The organism is Olsenella sp. CU969 (genome assembly GCF_905219715.1).
Taxonomy (GTDB): domain Bacteria; phylum Actinomycetota; class Coriobacteriia; order Coriobacteriales; family Atopobiaceae; genus Granulimonas; species Granulimonas faecalis.
This window is the reverse complement of record NZ_CAJMXC010000020.1, coordinates 1-19411: the sequence shown is the minus strand read 5'-3', so window position 1 is coordinate 19411 and position 19411 is coordinate 1. Positions and strand designations below refer to the sequence as shown.

The following is a 19411-nucleotide window of genomic DNA, read 5'->3' as shown; positions in this document are numbered from 1 at the left end:
CAAAACGCCCGGGTCTGGGATCCCAGACCCGGGCGCTCGCGGCCGACGGGGGCGAACGGCTACTTGGAAACCTTGCCCCTGCGCACGTTGTCCTTCTTGCGCTCGATGGCGTTGAGGATGCGCTTGCGCATGCGGATGTTCTTGGGCGTCACCTCGACGAGCTCGTCGTCCATGATGTACTCGAGGGCCTCCTCGAGGGTGAAGGTCTTGGGCGGCGTGAGCTGCACGGCGATGTCGGCGGTGGAGCTGCGCTGGTTGCCCAGGCTCTTGGTGCGGGCGATGTTGACCACCATGTCGCCGGGCTTGGAGCGCTCGCCGACGAGCATGCCCTCATAGCACTCCTCGCCGGGGNCCACGAACATGGTGCCGCGCTCCTGCAGGGTGCCCAGGGCGTAGCCCACGGACTTCTCGGTGCTCATGGAGATCATGGCGCCGTTGTTGCGCACGCCCAGCTCGCCGGCGTAGGGTCCGTACTCGGAGAACGTGTGGTAGAACACGCCCTCGCCGTGGGTGGCGTTGAGGATGCGGTTCTTGAGTCCCATGATGCCGCGTGTGGGGATCTTGAACTCCAGGTGCGTGTGGGTCTCGCCGGCCTGCATGCTCGACATGGTACCGCCGGACTCGCCGAAGGCCTCGATGACCTTGCCGGAGAACTCGTTGGGGCACTCCACCACGGCCAGCTCCACGGGTTCCAGCCGGTGGCCGTGCTCATCCTCCTTGAAGAGCACGCGGGGGCGGCCCACCTGGAACTCGAAGCCCTCGCGGCGCATGGCCTCCATGAGGACGGAGAGGTGCAGGATGCCGCGGCCGGCCACCTCGACACCGGTCTTGTCGCCCAGCTCCTCGATGCGCATGGTCACGTTGTTCTCGGCCTCGCGCATGAGGCGCTCCTTGAGCTGGCGGGCGCCCACGATGTCGCCGTCGCGGCCCACGAGGGGGCTCGTGGAGGCCTCGAAGACCACGGAGAGGGTGGGCGGGTCGATCTCGATGGGCTCCAGCTCCACGGGGCTCTCGGGGTCGGTGTAGACGTCGCCGATGTCGGTGCGGTCGATGCCCACCACGGCGCCGATGTCGCCGGCGCGGATCTCGTCGCACTCGGTGCGGCCGAGGTAGTCGAAGGTGAAGAGCTGCTTGGCCTGGGCCATGGCGCGGCTGCCGTCGTTCTTGACCACGAGGATCTGCTCGCCGGCGTGGATGGTGCCGGAGTAGACGCGGCCGATGCCGATGCGCCCCACGTAGCTGGAGTGGTCGATGGTGACGCACTGCATGGCCAGAGGGCCGTCGGGGTCGCAGTCGGGGGCGGGCAGGCAGTCCACGACCATGTCCAACAGGGGGTACATGTCGTCGTTGCCGTCGTCCGGGGAGAGGCGGGCGAAGCCGTTGACGGCGCTCGCGTAGACCACGTGCTCCATGGCGAACTCGAGCTGCCCGTCGGTGGCGCCGAGGTCCATCATGAGGTCGAGGGAGTCGTTGACCACGGCCTCAGGGCGGGCGCCCGGGCGNTCGATCTTGTTGACCACGATCATGATGGCGAGGCCGGCGTCGATGGCGTGGCGCAGCACGAAGCGCGTCTGGGGCATGGGGCCCTCGAAGGCGTCCACGAGGAGCAGGGCGGAGTCGGCCATACGGAGCACGCGCTCCACCTCGCCGCCGAAGTCGGCGTGGCCCGGGGTGTCGATGACGTTGATCTTGACGCCCTTGTACTCGATGGAGATGTTCTTGGCCAGGATGGTGATGCCGCGCTCGCGCTCCTGGTCGTTGGAGTCGAGGACACGGTCCTCCACCTGCTGGTTTGCCCTGAAGGCGTCGGTGGCCCGCAGCAGCTTGTCGACGAGGGTGGTCTTGCCATNGTCGACGTGGGCGATGATGGCGACGTTTCTCAGGTTCTCTTGCAGCATGGAGCTCTCTTTCTTATAACAGCGGTTCTGTCTCCCCCGCCGGGGCCGGGTCGCTCCAGCGGAGGGCGCTGCCCGAACCCACCCCGTCGAGCAGGAGGAAGGCCGAGTAGTCGACGTCGTTGCCCTTTTCCCCAAACTCCGTGACGAGCGCGTCGGAGAAGCCCGACCCCGTGTCGACGGCGCCGGCGTAGGCGATGGCGTAGCACACGGGCNTGGAGAAGCCGGGCTCCTTGAGGGTGCCACCCGCGAGGCGGCGCACCCAGTCGTGGGCGGCCTCGAGGCACATGTCGGCCCCGTCGTCGTCGAAGGCGCAGGTCACACGCATGGAGTTCCCGTCCAGCGCGGTGGCCACGACGCCGAGGTCGGCGCTCTCGGCCAACCGGTCGAGGCATTCGCCGATGAGGTTGCACGACAGCTCGTCGAGCTCGGGGCTGATCATGGGGACCTCCTCTGCGGCATGGCGGTGGCGACTGTACAACGCTACACCCAAAGGGCCGCCTTCATGGAGTCACCACTCCGAGAGCCGAGGGCGCGCCCCTGTCGGCGCCTGCCATCAGACAAGAAACAGGCAACGTGACAGATGGGCCAGGCACCTCTGTCACGTGTCGCGCCATGGGAACGGGGGCCTGCATCGGTGGATGCGGACCCCCGTCCCAGTTGCTTCCGATTGTGCNCGGGGCATGGGACCCCGCGTCAGAGGACCTTGCCCAGGNACTCCTTCAGACGCTCGCTCGGCGGGTTCTCCGAGAAGAGCTCCTCCGGGGAGCCCTGGGCCTCGATGAGGCCGCCTTCGGTGAAGATCACGCGGTCGCTCACCTCGCGGGCGAAGCCCNTCTCGTGGGTGACCACGATCATGGTGTCGCCNTCGGCAGCCAGGCGGCGCATGATGTCGAGGACGTCCTTGACCATCTCGGGGTCCAAGGCGCTCGTGGCCTCGTCGAACAGCAGCACGTCGGGCTTCATGGCCAGGGCCCGGGCGATGGCCACACGCTGCTTCTGACCGCCGGAAAGCGACCGGGGCATGGCGTCGGCCTTCTCCGCAAGACCCACGATGTCCAGGAGCTTGCGCGCCGTGGCCTCGGCGTCCTCCTTGGAGACCCCGAGGTTGTGCATGGGGGCGAAGGTGACGTTCTCGAGCACGCTCATGTGCGGGAACAGGTTGAAGTTCTGAAACACCATGCCGATGCGGCAGCGCACGGCGTCGATGTCCACGGAGGGGTCGGTGAGGTCGATGCCCTCGAAGCTCACCGTGCCGCTTGTGGGCTCCTCCAGGCGGTTGAGGCAGCGCAGCAGCGTGGACTTGCCGCCACCGGACGGGCCGATGATGGTGATNACCTCGCCACGCTTGACGTCGAGGTCGATGCCCTTGAGCACCTCGTTCTTGCCGAACGACTTGTGCAGGTCGCGCACGCTGATGATGACGTCGTCAGCAGATTGGACGTCGGTGGGGGCGGTCTTATCGCTCATTATTCGGAAAACCTCCTCGTGGCCCAGTTGGCAAGCATGGTGAGCAGCGAGATCGTGACCAGGTAGAACAGGGCCACGATGAAGAGCACCTCACTGNCGCGCAGGTTGGCCGCGTAGATCTGCTGGGCCTGGTAGAGCAGCTCACCAAAGCCGATGGCCAGAAGGATCGAGGAGTCCTTGACCATGATGATGAGCTGGTTGATGAGGGNAGGCGTGGCGATCTTNGCCGCCTGGGGCAAAACGATGGAGCGCAGGGTAAGGCCCGCAGAGCAACCCAGNCTTCGGGCGGCCTCGGTCTGGCCGGTGTCGACGGACTGAATGGCGCCGCGCACGATCTCGGTGATATAGGCGCCGGCGTTGAGGGCCAGGGCCAGGGCGCCCACGGCAAAGACCGACAACTTGACGCCCACGACCTGAGGCAGCGCGAAGTAGAAGAAGAAGGCCCAGATGAGCAGCGGCGTGCCGCGGAAGAGCCACCCGTNGANCGAGGCGAGCCCGCGAAGGATGCGGTTATGGGCGATCTTGAACAGGCCGAAGATGATGCCCAGGACCAAAGCGCCGGCAAAGGCCACCACGGTCACCAGCAGCGTGTTCTTGACGCCGGTGAGAAGCGCGGGCGCGCTCTGCTGGAGAAGGCCCACAAAGCTCGGCTGCTCGGCCTTGACGGCGTTGTTGCCCAGGTACTTCTCCATGATCTGGTCGTAGGTACCGTTGGCCTTGAGCTTGGCGAGGCCCTCGTTGAACGCCTGGAGAAGGTCTTGGTTCTTGCCCTTGGCCACCACGGCTCCATAGGAGTTGCCGGCCTCCTTCTCGGTGACCGCCTTCATGCCGTTGCCCTGCTCGATACCATAGGCCACGATGGGGTAGTCGTCGAACATGGCGTCGGCCTGACCGGCCTGAAGCATCTGCACCATGGTGGAGGTCTGGTCAACGGAGATGGTCTTGAAGCCGTACTTCTCGGCGATGGACTTGGCAAAGGCCTCGCCCTCGGTGCCGGTCTTCACCGCGACGGTCTTGCCCGCGAGGTCCCCGTACCCGGAGATGTCGCTGGACTCGGGCACCGCCATGAGCACGCCGGAGTCGAAATAGGGGTCTGAGAAGTCGTAGGTCTGCTTGCGCTCGTCGGTGATGGAGGCACCGGCGATGGTCATGTCGGAGTTTCCCGACTGGGTGGCCACCATGGCGGCGTTGAAGCCCAACGACTCGATCTTGACGTCGAAGCCCTCCTCCTTTGCGATGGCCCGGATGAGGTCCATGTCGATGCCCACGAGCTCGCCGTTACTGTCGCGATACTCGAACGGCGCAAAGGTGGTGTCGGTGGTAACGGTGAAGGTCTTGCCCTTCACCGAGTCAGCGTCGGCCAAGGTCGGCGCTGGAAAGGCGAGAAGCACGGCAAGGCAGAGGGCCCCGAGCACAGGCAGTATGCCGCACAGGCGGCGTTTATTCTCGTTCATCCACACACTCCAAGGACTGGCGATAAACTGTAAGCTTATATTATAAACAAGGGGAACAGGGCTACACAGAATCCTGCGTCCTGTTCACAGGGATGTAAGACGCACCCCTTGTCCCAGTCAACGTATCCTCTTCCAGTNATCCTAACAGCCCTTGGCCAAAGACCGTCACCCCAAAGAGACCGTGACGTCGCAGGCGCGGGCCACCGCGGGGTCATGGGTGACCACCAGCACGGCCCTTCCGTCGTCGGCCATGGAGCGAAGCAGGGAGACCACGCCGTCTCTGTTCGCCGCGTCAAGAGAGCCGGTGGGCTCGTCTGCCAACAGGATCTTGCCCGGTTTGAGCATGACGCGCGCCAAGGCGACCCTCTGCTGTTCGCCGCCGGACAAGGCGCATACCTTGGTGGTCGCCACCCGCTCCAACCTCACCGCTTCCAGTGCGCTTTGAATGGCCCTTTGCTTCTCGGCCTTGACCTTTTTCACATAGCGGAGGGCCATCATGAGGTTTTTCTCGACGGTCTCCGTCTCCACGAGGGCAAACGATTGGAACAAATAGTTGATATTGTCGCGGACAAACTGCGTGGCACGNCGCGTCCTCGGGCGCGGGGCCGACTGCCCCATCAACTGGACCGACCCCTCGTCGGCGCTCTCAAGCAGCCCCACGATATCGAGCAGTGTGGACTTCCCGCAGCCCGAAGGACCGCACACCGCAACCATGGACCCGCATCCAACCTGCAGGTTGACGCCCTTGAGCACATGGTGGTCTCCAAACGACTTGGTCACGCCCGCAAGCGAAACGGCGGGCGTGTGTGCCTGATGCTTCATCAGACCTCCTTTATCAGGGCCTCTGAGCGGACCCGCTCCAACGTCCCAAGGGCCAGAAAAAAGACGGCGCAGTCCACTGCTAGAGCTACCGCGAGGCAGACGGATGCGACGGGTCCCACGCCAAACAACAGGGACACCAGCAGCGACGNGGCAACCACGGCCGCCACCGCGACCACCGTCGTTCCGTAGNNAGCAAGCCACCCCCATCCCAACAGGCGCTCAACGCAGTAGCGCCGTCCCGATCCCAAAACCAAGAGACGGGCAATCAATACGCTGGCAAACCCGTCGAGCACGAGCACTGCCGCAAGAAGCGCGAGCGTCGACCCGACTGCGGCGCCCATGGCCGAAAGCAGCTCCCCATAGGCATGGGCCAACGTGTCGATGCGGATGTGGTTTTCGGAAAACCCGTTTTGGGCCAGCCACGCCTCAAGCTCGTCGGCTCGCTCACGGGTAATGGGCATGAGAATTGAGGCATCGGGCCCCATCACGGCGACCGCGCTCTTATCTACGATGGTCGCGTTTGCATCGGTGACGATATTGAACACGGGGTCATGGACCATGTTGGCCTGGTCTGGCTGCACCCTTTTGTTGTAGGAGAAGAAGTCGCGGCCGCCTTGGTAGGTCACTACCTCGATGGAGCCATTCCACTGCTCCTTCTCGCTCTGATACNCGGAGTCGAACAGCCACTTAAAATAATCGACAACATGCCTGCGCTCCTCTTTGCCCATGGTCGACGGCACCGCCACCACGCGGCCGTGCTCCCCCTCCGAAACCGTAAGGCTGCTTCCGTCTTCGGAGAGCACGTTCTCCCGCTTGAGATAGTTCGAGTTGACGTTCATAACGGTACAAGCCGCAAGGTCGGGCGACGCAATGCCTGCCTGCACCTGCTCTTGGGGGGCGTTGGCATTGACGTAAACGGCCCCATACTCGTCGTTGAGCATCTTATATAGATCTTCATATTTATTTCCATAGGAATGATCTCCCGACGAGAGGCTCTCCACCTCCTCATTGGTGAGCCGTGAATCAGCCAACACATAGAGGTCGTTTCCTTTCTCACCCCACACGGCTTCCAGCCTCCACTGCTGCCATATGTCGCTCAGGGAGGAAGAAACTGCCACAAAAGAGATCACAATCATGACGGCGAATGCCATTTTCACCCCATACCCGANAAAAAGCGGCCCCTTGAGGGACACGCCGCCCTTGACGGACGTGACCGGCGAGACCCCTCGAGAGACCAAGGTCGCGGCGATGGACCCCACGACAAGCGTGAGAATCGCAAGGCCAAGCTGAACGCCCACGAGCACTGCGGGAAACGTCGTTCCAAGCGGTTTGACCACAAGCACAATGACAACGTCCTCTACCGCCGCAGAGAGCAGCTGGGACCCGAAGGCCACCTTCACGATGTCCCAAACCACGGCCCCAGTAGACCAACCAAGCATTTTTTGGACGCCAATGCGGGGAGCGCGTGAGACAGCAGCCGAGGCAATCGTGAGCACATAGGCAGCGAGGGCAAGCACCGAGATCACACCGGCTATCACGAGCAGAAGGCCAATTCCCCTAACGCTTTTGGTCCCCACGTTGAGCAATGCGTCGGGGGACTGCCCGAAGACGCCGGCCAAGCTCTGGAGCACAACCTGGGTGTCATAGGTTTTTGTGGACACAATGCGATAGATGCCGTTGACAGACGGCATCGAATCCATCGCAGCGGTCACCGGCCGCACCACAAGGGGGTCGCCGCCGCCAAAGTCGTGGAGAACACCCACCTGCCGATCGTCCCCCGTCTCATAGCTGNCCAAAAACCCGTCGGGGNACTGGGGAACCCGGCCGCTCTCCAAACGCAGCTGGTCGACTGGAAAGGTGTCCCACTGAAAGCAGCCTACCAAACTGCGGNTGGTGCGGCCTTGGTCATCGAGGCCGTCGTACACACGAAAGATCGAGACGTCGTTAGCCTGAGACACGGCCGAGACCCCCGCAAACACCTCATCGGGGCCACTCGCGCAATCTCTGACTTGAATCGTCACAGTACTGGCACCGCTTCCAATGGCATCCATCCGCAGTGCATCGAGATGGTTCCAGAGCGCAATCAGCGACACCGAGGCAAACGCCATGAGAAGCGCTGCAGACACCAAGGATGCAAGATTTCTTCTCACGGTGGACTCCTTTTTAAGAAAAAAGTGCCGCCGGACGAGATTTGCCGGCGGCACCTGAAAGGGCTCNTACCAGATGTCGTAATAGGCGTTATAGGTAGGCGCTGCCCACCAAAGATCGGCGTAGGAGGTGCGTCCCGGTGCCACGGCCATTGAGCAAGCTGATTTNCCAGTTGCCGTGACCGTAGAGGAGTGCCAATGAGACGAGCTGGTGAGGTTTGACCATCCATGCAAGATGGGAATGGAACCATAGTCCCAAGAGGCACCGTACTTAACCCTGACGACGGTGCGAGGCATGATCGTGTTCTCGCTGAGCACAATCTTTCCGTCGTGGCCGTCGAGGTCCTGAGCCAGCGCCGGCGTGCAGACAAGGAAACCTGCCAGCAGTGCGGCCAGGCAGAAGGCAGCTGCCCCAGTCTTCTTCTTGGAGCTCACGTGGTTACGCATCACAACCCCCCTACCGTCGGCGAGAGGGCATCTGTCCCTCTCTTTGACGAAAGACGATACACTGGGATACCAGTGGCATCCCATCATAATTCGATTTTAAATCGAATTTCCGAAAGACCCGGCAGTCCCTCGTTGTCGGCACAATCAGTCACACAGGGCAAAACGCCGACCCGCCTGACGCCGCAAACAAAAAAAGCCCGAGGAGCAAGCCTCGGGCGATATGTCAAATGGTGGAGACGATGGGTCTCGAACCCACGACCTCAGGCTTGCAAAGCCCGCGCTCTCCCAGCTGAGCTACGTCCCCATATATCAATAATCGCCCCAGCGGCGACTCGGCTCACGCTGGGGCGATTATTATCAAAAAAGTGGTGGGCCCAACAAGGTTCGAACTTGTGACCTCCCGGTTATCAGCCGGACGCTCTGACCAACTGAGCTATGGGCCCAACGCAAGAAATGATGCTATGCCTTCCAACCCGCCCCGTCNACCCACGTCGGAGGATTTTTTCTCCGAGGTGCCTCAGGGNCGGCCGCTGCCGGCACCCGTGGTGAAGTCCTCGGGCGAGAGCGTGGAGATGAACTTGTCGAACTCCTGGATGTCCAGGCGGTCCTGCTCGCGCTTGACCGCGTCGAAATCCGGGTAGCTCGCCGTGTTCATGACCGACTCCGCCACGAAGATGGGGCTCTTGCTGCGCACGGCCAGCGCGATGGCGTCGCTGGGACGGGCGTCCAGGGAGAGATGGCAGCCGGACTGCGTGGTGAGGTTGACCTCCGCGAAGAACGTGGTGCCCTCCACCTTGGTGATTGCCACCGACGTGATGGTGGCCCCGAGGCCGGTGATGGCCTGCCCGAGCAGGTCGTGGGTCATGGGGCGGTCCGTCCCCGGATGCTCCACGCCCATGCCGATGGCCGTGGCCTCGACGGAGCCGATGCGGATGGGAAGGGGCTCAACCCGGCTGTTGGACCGAGGTTTGAGCACCACCAAGGAGGCCACAGGACCGCCGCCGATGACCACCGTCTCTATGTCGACCCTAATCATCGTCATGGCTCGCCTCCTTTGTCTCTCGCGTGCTCTTCTTGAAAGTCGCCTGTGCTCCCGTGTTCCGTACGTACCCATCCGAACGAGAAAACCGTGGCGGCACCGTGGACCGCATTGGAGGGTTAGCATAGCCGAAGTCCCATCCGAGGGCGTCGGTGACGGCCCTCGATTCGCCAGCCGGAATCCGGGGACCATCGGGGACGCGAGGGGCCCGGCCGCACNGTGGCGCGANCGGGCCCCTCATGGAGGTCAACCCTCGGGACGGGCCGGCTAGTCGTCGAGCAGCGACTCGTCGTAGCTCTCCTCGCCGCCCACATCGAGGGGCTCGTCGTCGGCGCCCTCCGCCTCGACGCCGAGGGCGAGGGAGCTCTGTCCCTCGTCGACCTTGGGGGCGTCCTTGGCCTTGGGCTTGCCGGCCACCATGCGAGCCACGCTCGTGACCCTGTCGCCGTCGGCCACGTTCATGACCTTGACGCCCTGGGTGGAGCGGCCCAGGCGGCTGATCTCGGCCGTCTTCACGCGGATGACCGTGCCGTCCGTGCTCATGATCATGAGCTCGTGCTGCGGGCCCNCCACCNTCACGGCGGCGAGGTCGCCCTTCTTGGCGGTCATCTGGATGGTGAAGACGCCTTGGCCGCCGCGGTTGTGCTCGGTGTACTCCGAGACGGGCGTACGCTTGCCGTAGCCCTTCTCGGTGATCACGAAGAGGTCGCCCTTGCCGTTGGAGACCTCCATGCCCAGCATGAGCGCGTCGCCCTTGAGGGTGATTCCCTTGACGCCGGCGGTGTCGCGGCCCATGGGGCGAACGTCGCCTTCGTCGAACACGATGGTCTTGCCGTCAGACGAGGTGAGGATGATCTTCTCGCCGGGCTTCNCGCGACGCACGGTGACCAGCTGGTCGCCGGCGCGGAGCTTGATGGCGATTATGCCGTCGCGGCGCGTGCGGTCGTAGGCGGAGAGCGCCGTCTTCTTCACGTTGCCCCTGGCGGTGGCGAACATGAGGTACTCGTCGGCCGGGAAGCCGCTCGTGGTGAAGACCGAGGTGGCGTGCTCGCCGTCGGCGAGGTCGAGCAGGTTCACCAGCGCGTTGCCCTTGGCCTGGCGGCCGCCCACCGGCAGCTCGTGGACCTTGAGGCGGTACACCTTGCCGAGGTTGGTGAAGAAGAGGATGTAGTCGTGGGTGCTGGCCACGAACAGCTCCTCCACGAAGTCGTTGTCCTTGAGGGTGACGCCCTGGACGCCCTTGCCGCCGNGCTTCTNGGAGCGGTAGTCGGCCACGGGGGTGCGCTTGATGNAGCCGGCGTGGGTGATGGTGATGACCATGTCCNCGTCGGCGAAGAGGTCCTCCACGTCCAGCGTGATGGGGGCGTTGGAGATGGTGGTGCGGCGCGGGCGGCCGTACTTGGCCTTGATCTCGCCCATCTCGTCCTTGATGACGCCCATGAGCTTGGTGCGGTCGGCCAGCAGGCCCTCGAGGTANGCGATCTCCTCCTTGAGGCGCTCGATCTCGGCCACGAGCTTCTCGCGCTCCAGGCCGGTGAGACGCTTGAGGCGCATCTCGAGGATGGCGTTGGACTGGATCTCGTCCAGACCGAACCGGTCGAGGAAGCGCTCTCGCACCTCGGCGTCGGAGTAGGAGCTCCGGATGATGTGCACGACCTCGTCGATGTTGTCCACAGCCACGAGCAGGCCCTCGCGGACGTGCAGCTCCCTCCTGGCCTTCTTGAGGCGGTACTGGGTGCGGCGGGTCACGACGTCGACCTGGTGGTCGATGTAGTGGCCGATCATCTCGCGCAGCGTGAGGGTCTTGGGCACGCCGTCCACCAGGGCGATGTTGATGGCGCCGAAGGTGGTCTGGAGCTGGGTGTGCTTGTAGAGGTTGTTGAGCACGACCTCGGGCACCACGTTGGTCTTGAGGTCGATGACGAGACGCATGCCCTTGCGGTTGGTCTCGTCGCGCATGTCGGAGATGCCCTCGATCGTCTTGTCGTTGACGAGCTTGGCAATCTTCTCCTGGAGCAAGCCCTTGTTGACCTGGTCGGGGATCTCGGTGATGACGATGCGTTGGCGGTTGCCCTTGATCTTCTCCACATGGGCCTTGGCGCGCACGCAGATGGAGCCGCGGCCGGTCTCGTAGGAGTCGCGGATGCCCTTGGTACCCATGATGACGGCACCCGTGGGGAAGTCGGGGCCCGGCATGACGGTCATGAGCTCGTCGACCGTGACGTCGGGGTCGTCGATCATCATGCACACGGCGTCGATGGCCTCGCCCAGGTTGTGGGGGGCGATGTTGGTGGCCATGCCCACGGCGATGCCCGACGAGCCGTTGACCAGCAGGTTGGGGAAGCGGCTGGNCAGCACGGCGGGCTCCATGATGGACTCGTCGTAGTNGGGCTGNCAGTCCACCGTGTCGTCGTTGAGGTCGCGCAGGAGCTCCATGGCGGGCTTTGCCAGGCGGCTCTCGGTGTAGCGCATGGCGGCGGCGGGGTCGCCGTCCACGGAGCCGAAGTTGCCGTGGCCGTCGATCAGGGGCACCGACATGGAGAAGTCCTGGGCCAGGCGCACCATGGCGTCGTAGACCGCGGAGTCTCCGTGGGGGTGGTACTNGCCGATGACCTCGCCGACGGTCCAGGCGCTCTTCTTGTGGGGCTTGGTGGGGAGCACGCCGGAGTCGAGCATGGCGTACAGGATGCGGCGATGCACCGGCTTGAGGCCGTCGCGCACGTCGGGGAGGGCGCGGGCCACGATGACCGACATGGAGTACTCGATGAAGCTCGTCTGCATCTCGCTGGAGAGGCCGATGGGCTTCAGGGTGCCGCCGTGGATGTCGGTGAGGTCGAGGCGGGTGCCGCCCTCGTCGGAGAGCAGGCCCGTCGTGGAGTCCAGCTCGATGGAGTCGGGGCCGATGCCGGCCCCGTCGCCGTCCTCCTCGTANGTCATCTCGATGTCGTCGTCGGCGTCGGGGTCGACGTCGCCGTCGGGGCCCACGGCGCCCTCCAGGACCTCGTCGTTCTCAAAGAGATCGCCCTCGTTGACGCCGGAGTCGAGCTCGTCGTCGAACCCGCCGTCACCGGGTCGCTTGTCGTCTGCCACAGGTCAAACCTCTCTGTCTAGATGTCAAGGAAGCGGNCGTCTTTGGCGCGGCGCTGGATGAACTCGCGGCGCTTCTCCACCTGGGTGCCCATGAGGTCGGACACGGTGCGCTCCGCCGCCGCGGCGTCGTCGATGCCCACCTGGAGNAGGATGCGGNTCTTGGGCTCCATGGTGGTCTCCCACAGCTGCTCGGGGTCCATCTCGCCGAGGCCCTTGTAGCGCTGGACGGTGTACTTGCCCTTCTCCAGGCCCTTGACCTCGAGGGCGAGCTCCTCGTCGGTGTAGATGTACTTGCCCTTGCGCGCGCGGCTGCCCTTGGGCTTGAGCTGGAACAGGGGCGGCTGCGCGATGAAGATGTGGCCGGCGTCGATCATGGGGCGCATGTAGCGGTAGAAGAACGTGAGCAGCAGGATGCGGATGTGGGCGCCGTCGACGTCGGCGTCGGTCATGATCACGATCTTGTGGTAGCGCGCCTTGGAGATGTCGAACTCGTCGCCCACACCGGTACCGATGGCCGTGATGAGGCTCTGNATGGTCTCCGCCGAGGGGGCGCGGCTGGGTCCCACACGCTCCACGTTGAGGATCTTGCCGCGCAGCGGCAGGATGGCCTGGGTGGAGCGGTCGCGGGCCATCTTGGCCGAGCCGCCTGCGGAGTCGCCCTCGACGATGAAGAGCTCGGTCATCGCCGGGTCCCTCACCGAGCAGTCCGCCAGCTTGCCGGGGAGCGAGGCGCTCTCGAGCAGGCCCTTGCGGNGCGNGGCCTCGCGNGCCTTGCGGGCGGCCTGGCGGGCCTTGGCGGCGGAGGACGCCTTGTTGACGATGGCGCGGGCCTGCTTGGGGTGCTCCTCGAGGTACTCGGCGAAGCCCTGGGCCACGGTCTTCTGCACGAGGGGCTTCATGTAGGAGCTGCCGAGCTTGGCCTTGGTCTGGCCCTCGAACTGCGGGTCGCCCAGCTTGACCGACACCACGGCGCAGAGNCCCTCGCGGACGTCGGAGCCCTCGAGGTTCTTGTCCTTGTCCTTGAGGATGTTGGCCTTGCGGGNGTAGTCGTTGATCACGCGGGTGAGGGNCGTGCGGAAGCCCTCGAGGTGCATGCCGCCCTCGGGGGTGTAGATGTTGTTGGCGAAGCTCATGACGTTCTCGCCGTAGCCCGAGTTCCACTGCAGGGCCACCTCGACCTCGCCCATCTTGGCTGGGTCGTCGGTGTCGGCGGCGCCCTCCATGTAGATGGGGGTCTTGATNTCGCCCACGAGTTCCTTGCCGTCGTTCAGGAACTTGACGAAGTCGATGATGCCGCCGGAGTAGCAGAACTNGTCCACGCGGGGGGTGAGCTCGCGNTCGTCGGTGAGCACGATCTTGAGGTTGCGGTTGAGGAACGCCATCTCCTGCATGCGGTCGCGCAGGGTTTCGTAGTTGAACACGCAGGTCTCGAAGATCTCGTCGTCGGGCCAGAAGGTGACGGTGGTGCCGGTGCCCTTGGCCTTGCCCACGACCTTCATCTTCTCGGTGGTCCTGCCGCGGGAGAAGGCCATCTCGTAGATGTTGCCGTCGCGCTTGACCTGCACCACGACCTTCTTGGACAGGGCGTTGACCACGGAGATGCCCACGCCGTGGAGGCCGCCCGACACCTTGTAGGCGTTGTTGTCGAACTTGCCGCCGGCGTGGAGCACCGTGAGGACCACCTCGAGGGTGGGGATCTTGCGCTGGGGGTGCTTGTCGGTGGGGATGCCTCGGCCGTTGTCCACCTCGGTGACGGAGTTGTCCGGGTGGANGGTCACGAGAATCTTGGTGCAGAAGCCCGCGAGGGCCTCGTCCACGGAGTTGTCGACCACCTCATAGACCAGGTGGTGGAGGCCGGAAGCGCTGGTGGACCCGATGTACATGCCGGGACGCTTGCGTACGGCCTCGAGGCCCTCGAGGATCTTGATCTCGGAGCCGTCGNATTCCTGCTTCTTTGCCACGGGAGTCCTCTCTTGGGAAGGGACTTGAGCCTAACTTATCCAGTCTATCGTTTTTTTGGCCGTCGATATAGGGGGCAAATGGCCCCTACGGCCACCACGACGGCCCTGGGACGCCTTTGGGGCACCGCAAGGTACCCGGATACCGGGACAGGGGGCAACGGGGTCTGAAACCGCCTACCCGCGCCNCCGTGGGCGGGGTGCGCGGGCGCGGCGCAGGCAGGCCTCCATGGCAGAGCGCGCCTGATGGGCCACGGAGTCGGGCAACCCGGCGCAGGTCTCCTCCACGAGGGCGGCGTCGGCGGCCGAGAGGGGCGGCAGCGGGGGCACCGGGGCCACGGACGGCGCGGCGACGCGGGCCGGGTCGGCCTTGGGTGTGCCCACCTTGCGGGAGAGCTGGAACACCACGCGGCTCACGGGGAAACCGCTCCAGCGGAGACGCTGCTCGTAGAGGCCGTGGTCGGTCTGGAAGTCCTGGATGAGGGGCGAGGAGTCCAGGTAGACGTGGAGCACGGGGTCGGCCCCCTCCACCTCCTCCACATAGAGGCCGCGGGTGTGGCGGCGACCGGAGTCGCCGGCGATGCGGTTCCACACGCAGCCGGCCTTCTCGGTGCCCCGGGCGCCGAACGCCAGGGTGTCCACGCAGGCACCCACGAGGTCGCCGGCCCGCACGGCCTCGCAGCGGCGCTCCACGGCGCCGCGGCCCGGCGCCCGGCCGCCGCCGTTCCTGTCAGGCACGCTCTCCATAGGGCACCACCTCGGCNCCCGCCAACGTCTCGCTGTCAAAGTACCCCAGGTGGGTGGTGGTGACCACCGTCTGGATGCCGGTGTCCACGTACGACGACACCGCCGAGCGCCGGGTGCCGTCGAGCTCGCTCATCACGTCGTCGAGCAGAAGCACCGGGCGCTCACCCAGGCGCTCCTCGGCGAACCGCACCTGGGCGAGCTTCCAGGCCAGCACCGCCGTGCGCTGCTGGCCCTGGCTGCCGAACGTGCGGAGCGGCCTGCCCTCGAGGGAGAAGTCCACGTCGTCGCGGTGCGGCCCCACGCCGGTGGCGCCCCGTCGCAGGTCGTCGGCGCGCCCGGCGGCCAGCGCGGCGGCCATGGCGTCGGCCATGGCGTCGCGGCCCATGCCCTCCTCCACGCCGGGCACGGTGCAACGGTAGGCCACCTCCAGGCGCTCCCCTCCCGCGATGTCGCCGTAGACCTCCTGAACGAGGGGCGCGAGCCTCCGCACGAGCCCCATGCGGTGGTAGAGGAGCGTAGCGCCGCCCAGGGCCACCGAGGCGTCCCAGGCGTCGAGCACCGACAGGTCGCAGGCAGGGTCCTTGAGCAGGCGGTTGCGCTGCTCGACGGAGCGCGCGTAGGCGCGGCACACCCGGGAGAAGCCCGCGTTGGCCTGGCTGCCAAAGCCGTCCACCTCGCCGCGGCGCCCCTTGGCCGGCCCCTTCACGAGGTCGAGGTCGTCGGGGGTGAACAGCACCGAGAGCAGGGTACCCGGCACGGCCGACGGTCGGACCGCCTTGCCGTTTCTCGTGAAACGTCGCGAGGACACGGTAGCGGTGCAGGCGACGTCCACCACCCGCCCATCGCCCTCGAGCCGGAGCTCCGCCCGACCGGCCTCGCAGCCCTGGCGCACGAGGTCCGCGGGCGACGGGCGCCGGAACGAGGTCCCGGCCGTGAGCAGCTGCAGCACCTCCACGGTGTTGGTCTTGCCGCTGGCGTTGGGGCCCACGAGCACGGTCATGGCCGGGGAGAACCCGACCTCGAGCTCGTGGGCGCACCGCCAGTCGGACAGCGTGGCGCGGACCAGGGCAAGACCCATGGACTAGAGCCTCGTGGGCATGATGAGCTGCAGGTAGTTGGGCGTGNNGAACGACTTGAACACCGCGGGCTGCATCTCGCCCTGGAGCTCGAGCAGCACCTTCTCGCGGTCGCTCACGGCGCTCAGGCAGTCCGAGACGTAGCGGTGGTTGAGGCCGATGGCCACGGAGGAACCCTCCACGGGCACCTCCACCTGCTCGGACGCGTCGCCCACGTCGGAGTCCATGGCGCTCATGGTCACGAGGTCGCCGTCGGCGTCGATGTCGAACCGCACACGCGGGTTCTGCGCCGCCACGAGCGACACGCGGCGCAGACCCTCGGAGGCCTCCTCCACCGGGAGCTCGAGCGACGTGGAGCAGCTCTTGGGCAGGAGCTGGCGGTAGTCGGGGAACGTGCCCTCGATGCGGCGGGAGACGTAGACCGTGTCGCCGAAGGAGAACACCGCCTGGGACGCGGCAGCGCCGATGAGCACGGGGGCGTCCGCGTCGGCGATGGACAGGGCGTCGTGGAAGGCGCTGCCGGTCACGATCATGGAGAAGGGCTCGGTGAGGGTCGAGGTCTCCAGGGTGGTGTCGCAGACGGCCAGGCGGTAGGAGTCCGTGGCCACGAGGCGCACGAGGTTCTCGTCCACCGTGAGGTAGATGCCGCCGAGGATGGGCTTGGAGAGGTCGCGGGACACCACGCGGTACACGCGGTCGACCATGGTGGCCAGCACGCCGGCGGNCAGCTCCACGGACCGCTCGGCCTCCACGGCCGGAAACTCGGGGAAGTCCTTGGGGTCGAGGGTGTTGAGGTTGAANGTGGAGCGCTGGCACGAGAGGCGCACGGAGTTGCCCTCGGAGTCGAAGGNCACGGGCGCGTCCGNCAGGCTCTTCACGATGCCGGCGNTCATCTTGCCCGAGACCACCGTGGCCCCGCCATCCTCGACGTTGGCGGGGATACGGTGCTTGAGGGATATNTCGAGGTCGGTGGCCTGGAACTCCAGGGTCCCCTCCCCGGCGGTGATCTTGATGCCGGTGAGGATGGGCAGGGTCGAGGACGCGGCGGTGCCCTTGATCACCACGGAAAGGGCTTTCTGCAGGGCCGTCTGGCTTACGGTGAATCTCATTACTAACCCTTTCTTTAGAAAGAAGAATACATGGTGGTATCAGTAGGACGTGTCGAAATGTTCAAGACCGTCGACGGTGCAGGTGGGCGGGTGTGAACAGAACATCTGTAGCTGTTCACAACCGGGGGTGAAATCGACAGCCGGGATGCCTGTCGAAAACCCCGTCGACAGCGGGGCGCCGGTTTTGAACGGCTTTCTCGACGTTTTGAACGCGGTCNTGTTCACGAACCTCCCAGGCGGTCNNGCAGGCGCATGACCTGGTCGTGGAAGAGGCGGTCCTGGTCCATACGGTCCTCCACCCAAGCGATGGAGTGCTTGACCGTGGCGTGGCTGCGCCCGCCGAACTTGCGGCCGATCTCCTGGAGCGTGGAGTCGGTGAGCTCGCGGGCGAGGTAGATGGCCACGTGTCTGGGCTGGGCGATCTCCTTGTTGCGCTTGTTGCTCACGAGGTCCTGGCGGCTCACGGAGAACTGCGACTGCACCATCTGCTGGATGTCGTCGATGGAGATGAGCACGCCGTCGGCGGGCCAGACCTCGGCGGCCGCGGCCACGATGTNGGCGGGCTCGATGGACTTGCCCTCGGCCGCCAGGGCCGCCGAGGTGAACAGGCACTTTTGCACGAAGCCGCGGATGGAGCGGATGTTGCCGCCGGCGCGCTCGGCCATGAGGGAGAGGTCGTCGGAGGTGAGGTCGCCGGCCGCCTCGGGGCCGTCGCCGCCCTTCATGCGCTGGTGGAAGGTGTCGATGAGCACCCGTTTGAACTCGAGGGACGGGGACTGCACCGCCACGGGGAGGCCCTGCAGCATGCGGCTCGTGAAGCGCTNGTCCNTGCCGATCTCGGCCGGCGGGACGTCGGNCNCCAGCACGATCTGCTTGCCGTGCTCGATGAGGTGGTTGAACGTCTCGAAGAAGAACGTCATGGTCCCCTGTGCGTTGGCGATGTGCTGGATGTCGTCNAGGATGAGGNCGTCGATGTCCTTGTAGTTGCGGGAGAGGTTCTCCTTGACGGAGCGGTCCTTGCCGTTCATGGCGGCCACGTAGTCGTCGCGGAAGTCGCTGGCCACGCGGTAGACGCACTGGCGCTCCGGGTCGTTGGTGGCGATGTAGTTCTGGATGGCGCGGAGCAGGTGGGTCTTGCCCAGGCCCGAGCTGCCGTGGATGAACAGCGGGTTGTAGGCCGTGGAGCCGTTGGCCACCTGCTTGGCGGCCTGGAGGGCGAAGCGGTTCTCGTCGGCCTCGACGAAGGTGTCGAAGGTGAGGCTGGCGTCGCCCTCGCCGCAGAGCTCCACGAGGGGGTTGGCGGCGCGGCCCGCAGGTTGGGGCCCGGCGTCCTGCCCGGAGGGGGCGGCCGGCTCCTGTGAGGGGGAGCCCTTGCCGTACAGGGCGAGGTAGTCCTCGTAGGTCATGGTGTTGGGGTCGCCCGCGGTGGAGACCGGTCGCGGCTGGGTCCCGGGCACCGGGGCCTGGACGGCGGGTGCCGGCTGGGATGGCGGGGCGGTCAGGGCGGCGGGTGCCGGGGTCGGGGCGGCGACCTCGCGCGACGGCGCGGAGAAGGCCACCGTCACCGGCTCGAAGGNAGCGCTGCTCAGCGCCTCCTCCAGGCGGGGGCGCTCGCGCTCGAGCACGCGGCTGGCAAAGCCGGAGGGAGCGCCCACCGTGAGGGTGCCGCCCGAGAAGTCCTGGGGGTCGCACGACGCCATCATGCGCACGAGCTGCTCGGGGGCGTCGGTGCCGGCCAGGAGGTCGGTGGCGTCGTCCCAGAGCAGGCGGGCGTCCGATTGCATCGATTGGTCCATGGGGTCTCCTCGTGCGGGAAACAGTGGGAGAACCATTATAGGGGCATGGACGGCGACGCCGGGCCCGTTGTCGAAAACTCGTCGACGGCTGCATCGCTCATGGCCCCTGGAGTCCCCGGCACCTCTCCCGGCATATCTCTCGGCACCTGAACGCGGTTGAGGGCGACTTCGGGCGAGGGGCCGTGTCAAAATCCGCCCTCAACCGCGTTCAGGCGTGCGAAATCCGCCCCTGCCCGCATTCAGGTGCCGAGAGGGTCGCCCTCAACCGCGTTCAGGTGCCGTGACGGGTGGCGGGTGACGGGTACCGGGTGGCAAGAGGCAGCTGGCAGCTGGCGGCCGGCGGGTCGAGGCGGCACCGCCC

10 protein-coding genes and 2 tRNA genes are annotated in these 19411 nt (G+C 65.7%); all 12 read right to left on the bottom strand.

Annotated elements, in window-relative coordinates; genetic code table 11:
* Positions 1-59 precede the first annotated feature (59 nt).
* The 12 genes from typA to JX283_RS03630 all read right to left on the bottom strand — a co-directional run bounded on the left by typA (position 60) and on the right by JX283_RS03630 (position 19050).
* A complete protein-coding gene (gene typA / locus JX283_RS03685) occupies positions 60-1898 on the bottom strand; it encodes a translational GTPase TypA (protein WP_204829391.1) in 1839 nt (612 codons plus the stop codon).
* 693 nt (positions 1899-2591) lie between these two features.
* A complete protein-coding gene (locus tag JX283_RS03680; RefSeq protein WP_204829390.1) occupies positions 2592-3365 on the bottom strand; it encodes an amino acid ABC transporter ATP-binding protein in 774 nt (257 codons plus the stop codon).
* Entirely contained in the window at positions 3365-4729 is a 1365-nt protein-coding gene (locus tag JX283_RS03675; RefSeq protein WP_204829389.1) for an ABC transporter substrate-binding protein/permease, read from the bottom strand. Before JX283_RS03675 ends, JX283_RS03680 begins: the two co-directional genes overlap by 1 nt.
* 255 nt (positions 4730-4984) lie before the next feature.
* Positions 4985-5641, bottom strand: coding sequence for an ABC transporter ATP-binding protein (locus JX283_RS03670; RefSeq protein WP_135977879.1), 657 nt, complete (start codon positions 5639-5641; stop codon positions 4985-4987).
* A gap of 2822 nt (positions 5642-8463) precedes the next feature.
* Positions 8464-8539, bottom strand: a tRNA-Ala gene (locus JX283_RS03665).
* Between the two features lie 62 nt (positions 8540-8601).
* A tRNA-Ile gene (locus JX283_RS03660) sits at positions 8602-8678 on the bottom strand.
* A 74-nt stretch (positions 8679-8752) separates the two neighbouring features.
* On the bottom strand, positions 8753-9277 hold the full coding sequence (locus JX283_RS03655) for a bifunctional nuclease family protein (RefSeq protein ID WP_204406745.1): 525 nt from the start codon (positions 9275-9277) through the stop codon (positions 8753-8755).
* Between the two features lie 264 nt (positions 9278-9541).
* The gene (gene gyrA / locus JX283_RS03650; protein WP_370583407.1) at positions 9542-12364 is read right to left on the bottom strand and encodes a DNA gyrase subunit A; all 2823 of its coding nucleotides are present in this window, start codon (positions 12362-12364) and stop codon (positions 9542-9544) included.
* Positions 12365-12381: 17 nt separating this feature from the next.
* Positions 12382-14325: a DNA topoisomerase (ATP-hydrolyzing) subunit B gene (gyrB, locus tag JX283_RS03645; protein ID WP_239652456.1), complete on the bottom strand. Its 1944-nt coding sequence runs from the start codon at positions 14323-14325 to the stop codon at positions 12382-12384.
* 727 nt (positions 14326-15052) lie between these two features.
* Complete coding sequence (locus JX283_RS03640; protein WP_204829388.1) at positions 15053-16147, bottom strand: DNA replication/repair protein RecF; 1095 nt, start codon at positions 16145-16147, stop codon at positions 15053-15055.
* A 3-nt stretch (positions 16148-16150) separates the two neighbouring features.
* Positions 16151-17254, bottom strand: coding sequence for a DNA polymerase III subunit beta (dnaN, locus tag JX283_RS03635; RefSeq protein WP_204829387.1), 1104 nt, complete (start codon positions 17252-17254; stop codon positions 16151-16153).
* Between the two features lie 221 nt (positions 17255-17475).
* Positions 17476-19050, bottom strand: coding sequence for a DnaA ATPase domain-containing protein (locus JX283_RS03630; protein WP_204829386.1), 1575 nt, complete (start codon positions 19048-19050; stop codon positions 17476-17478).
* Positions 19051-19411 lie beyond the last annotated feature (361 nt).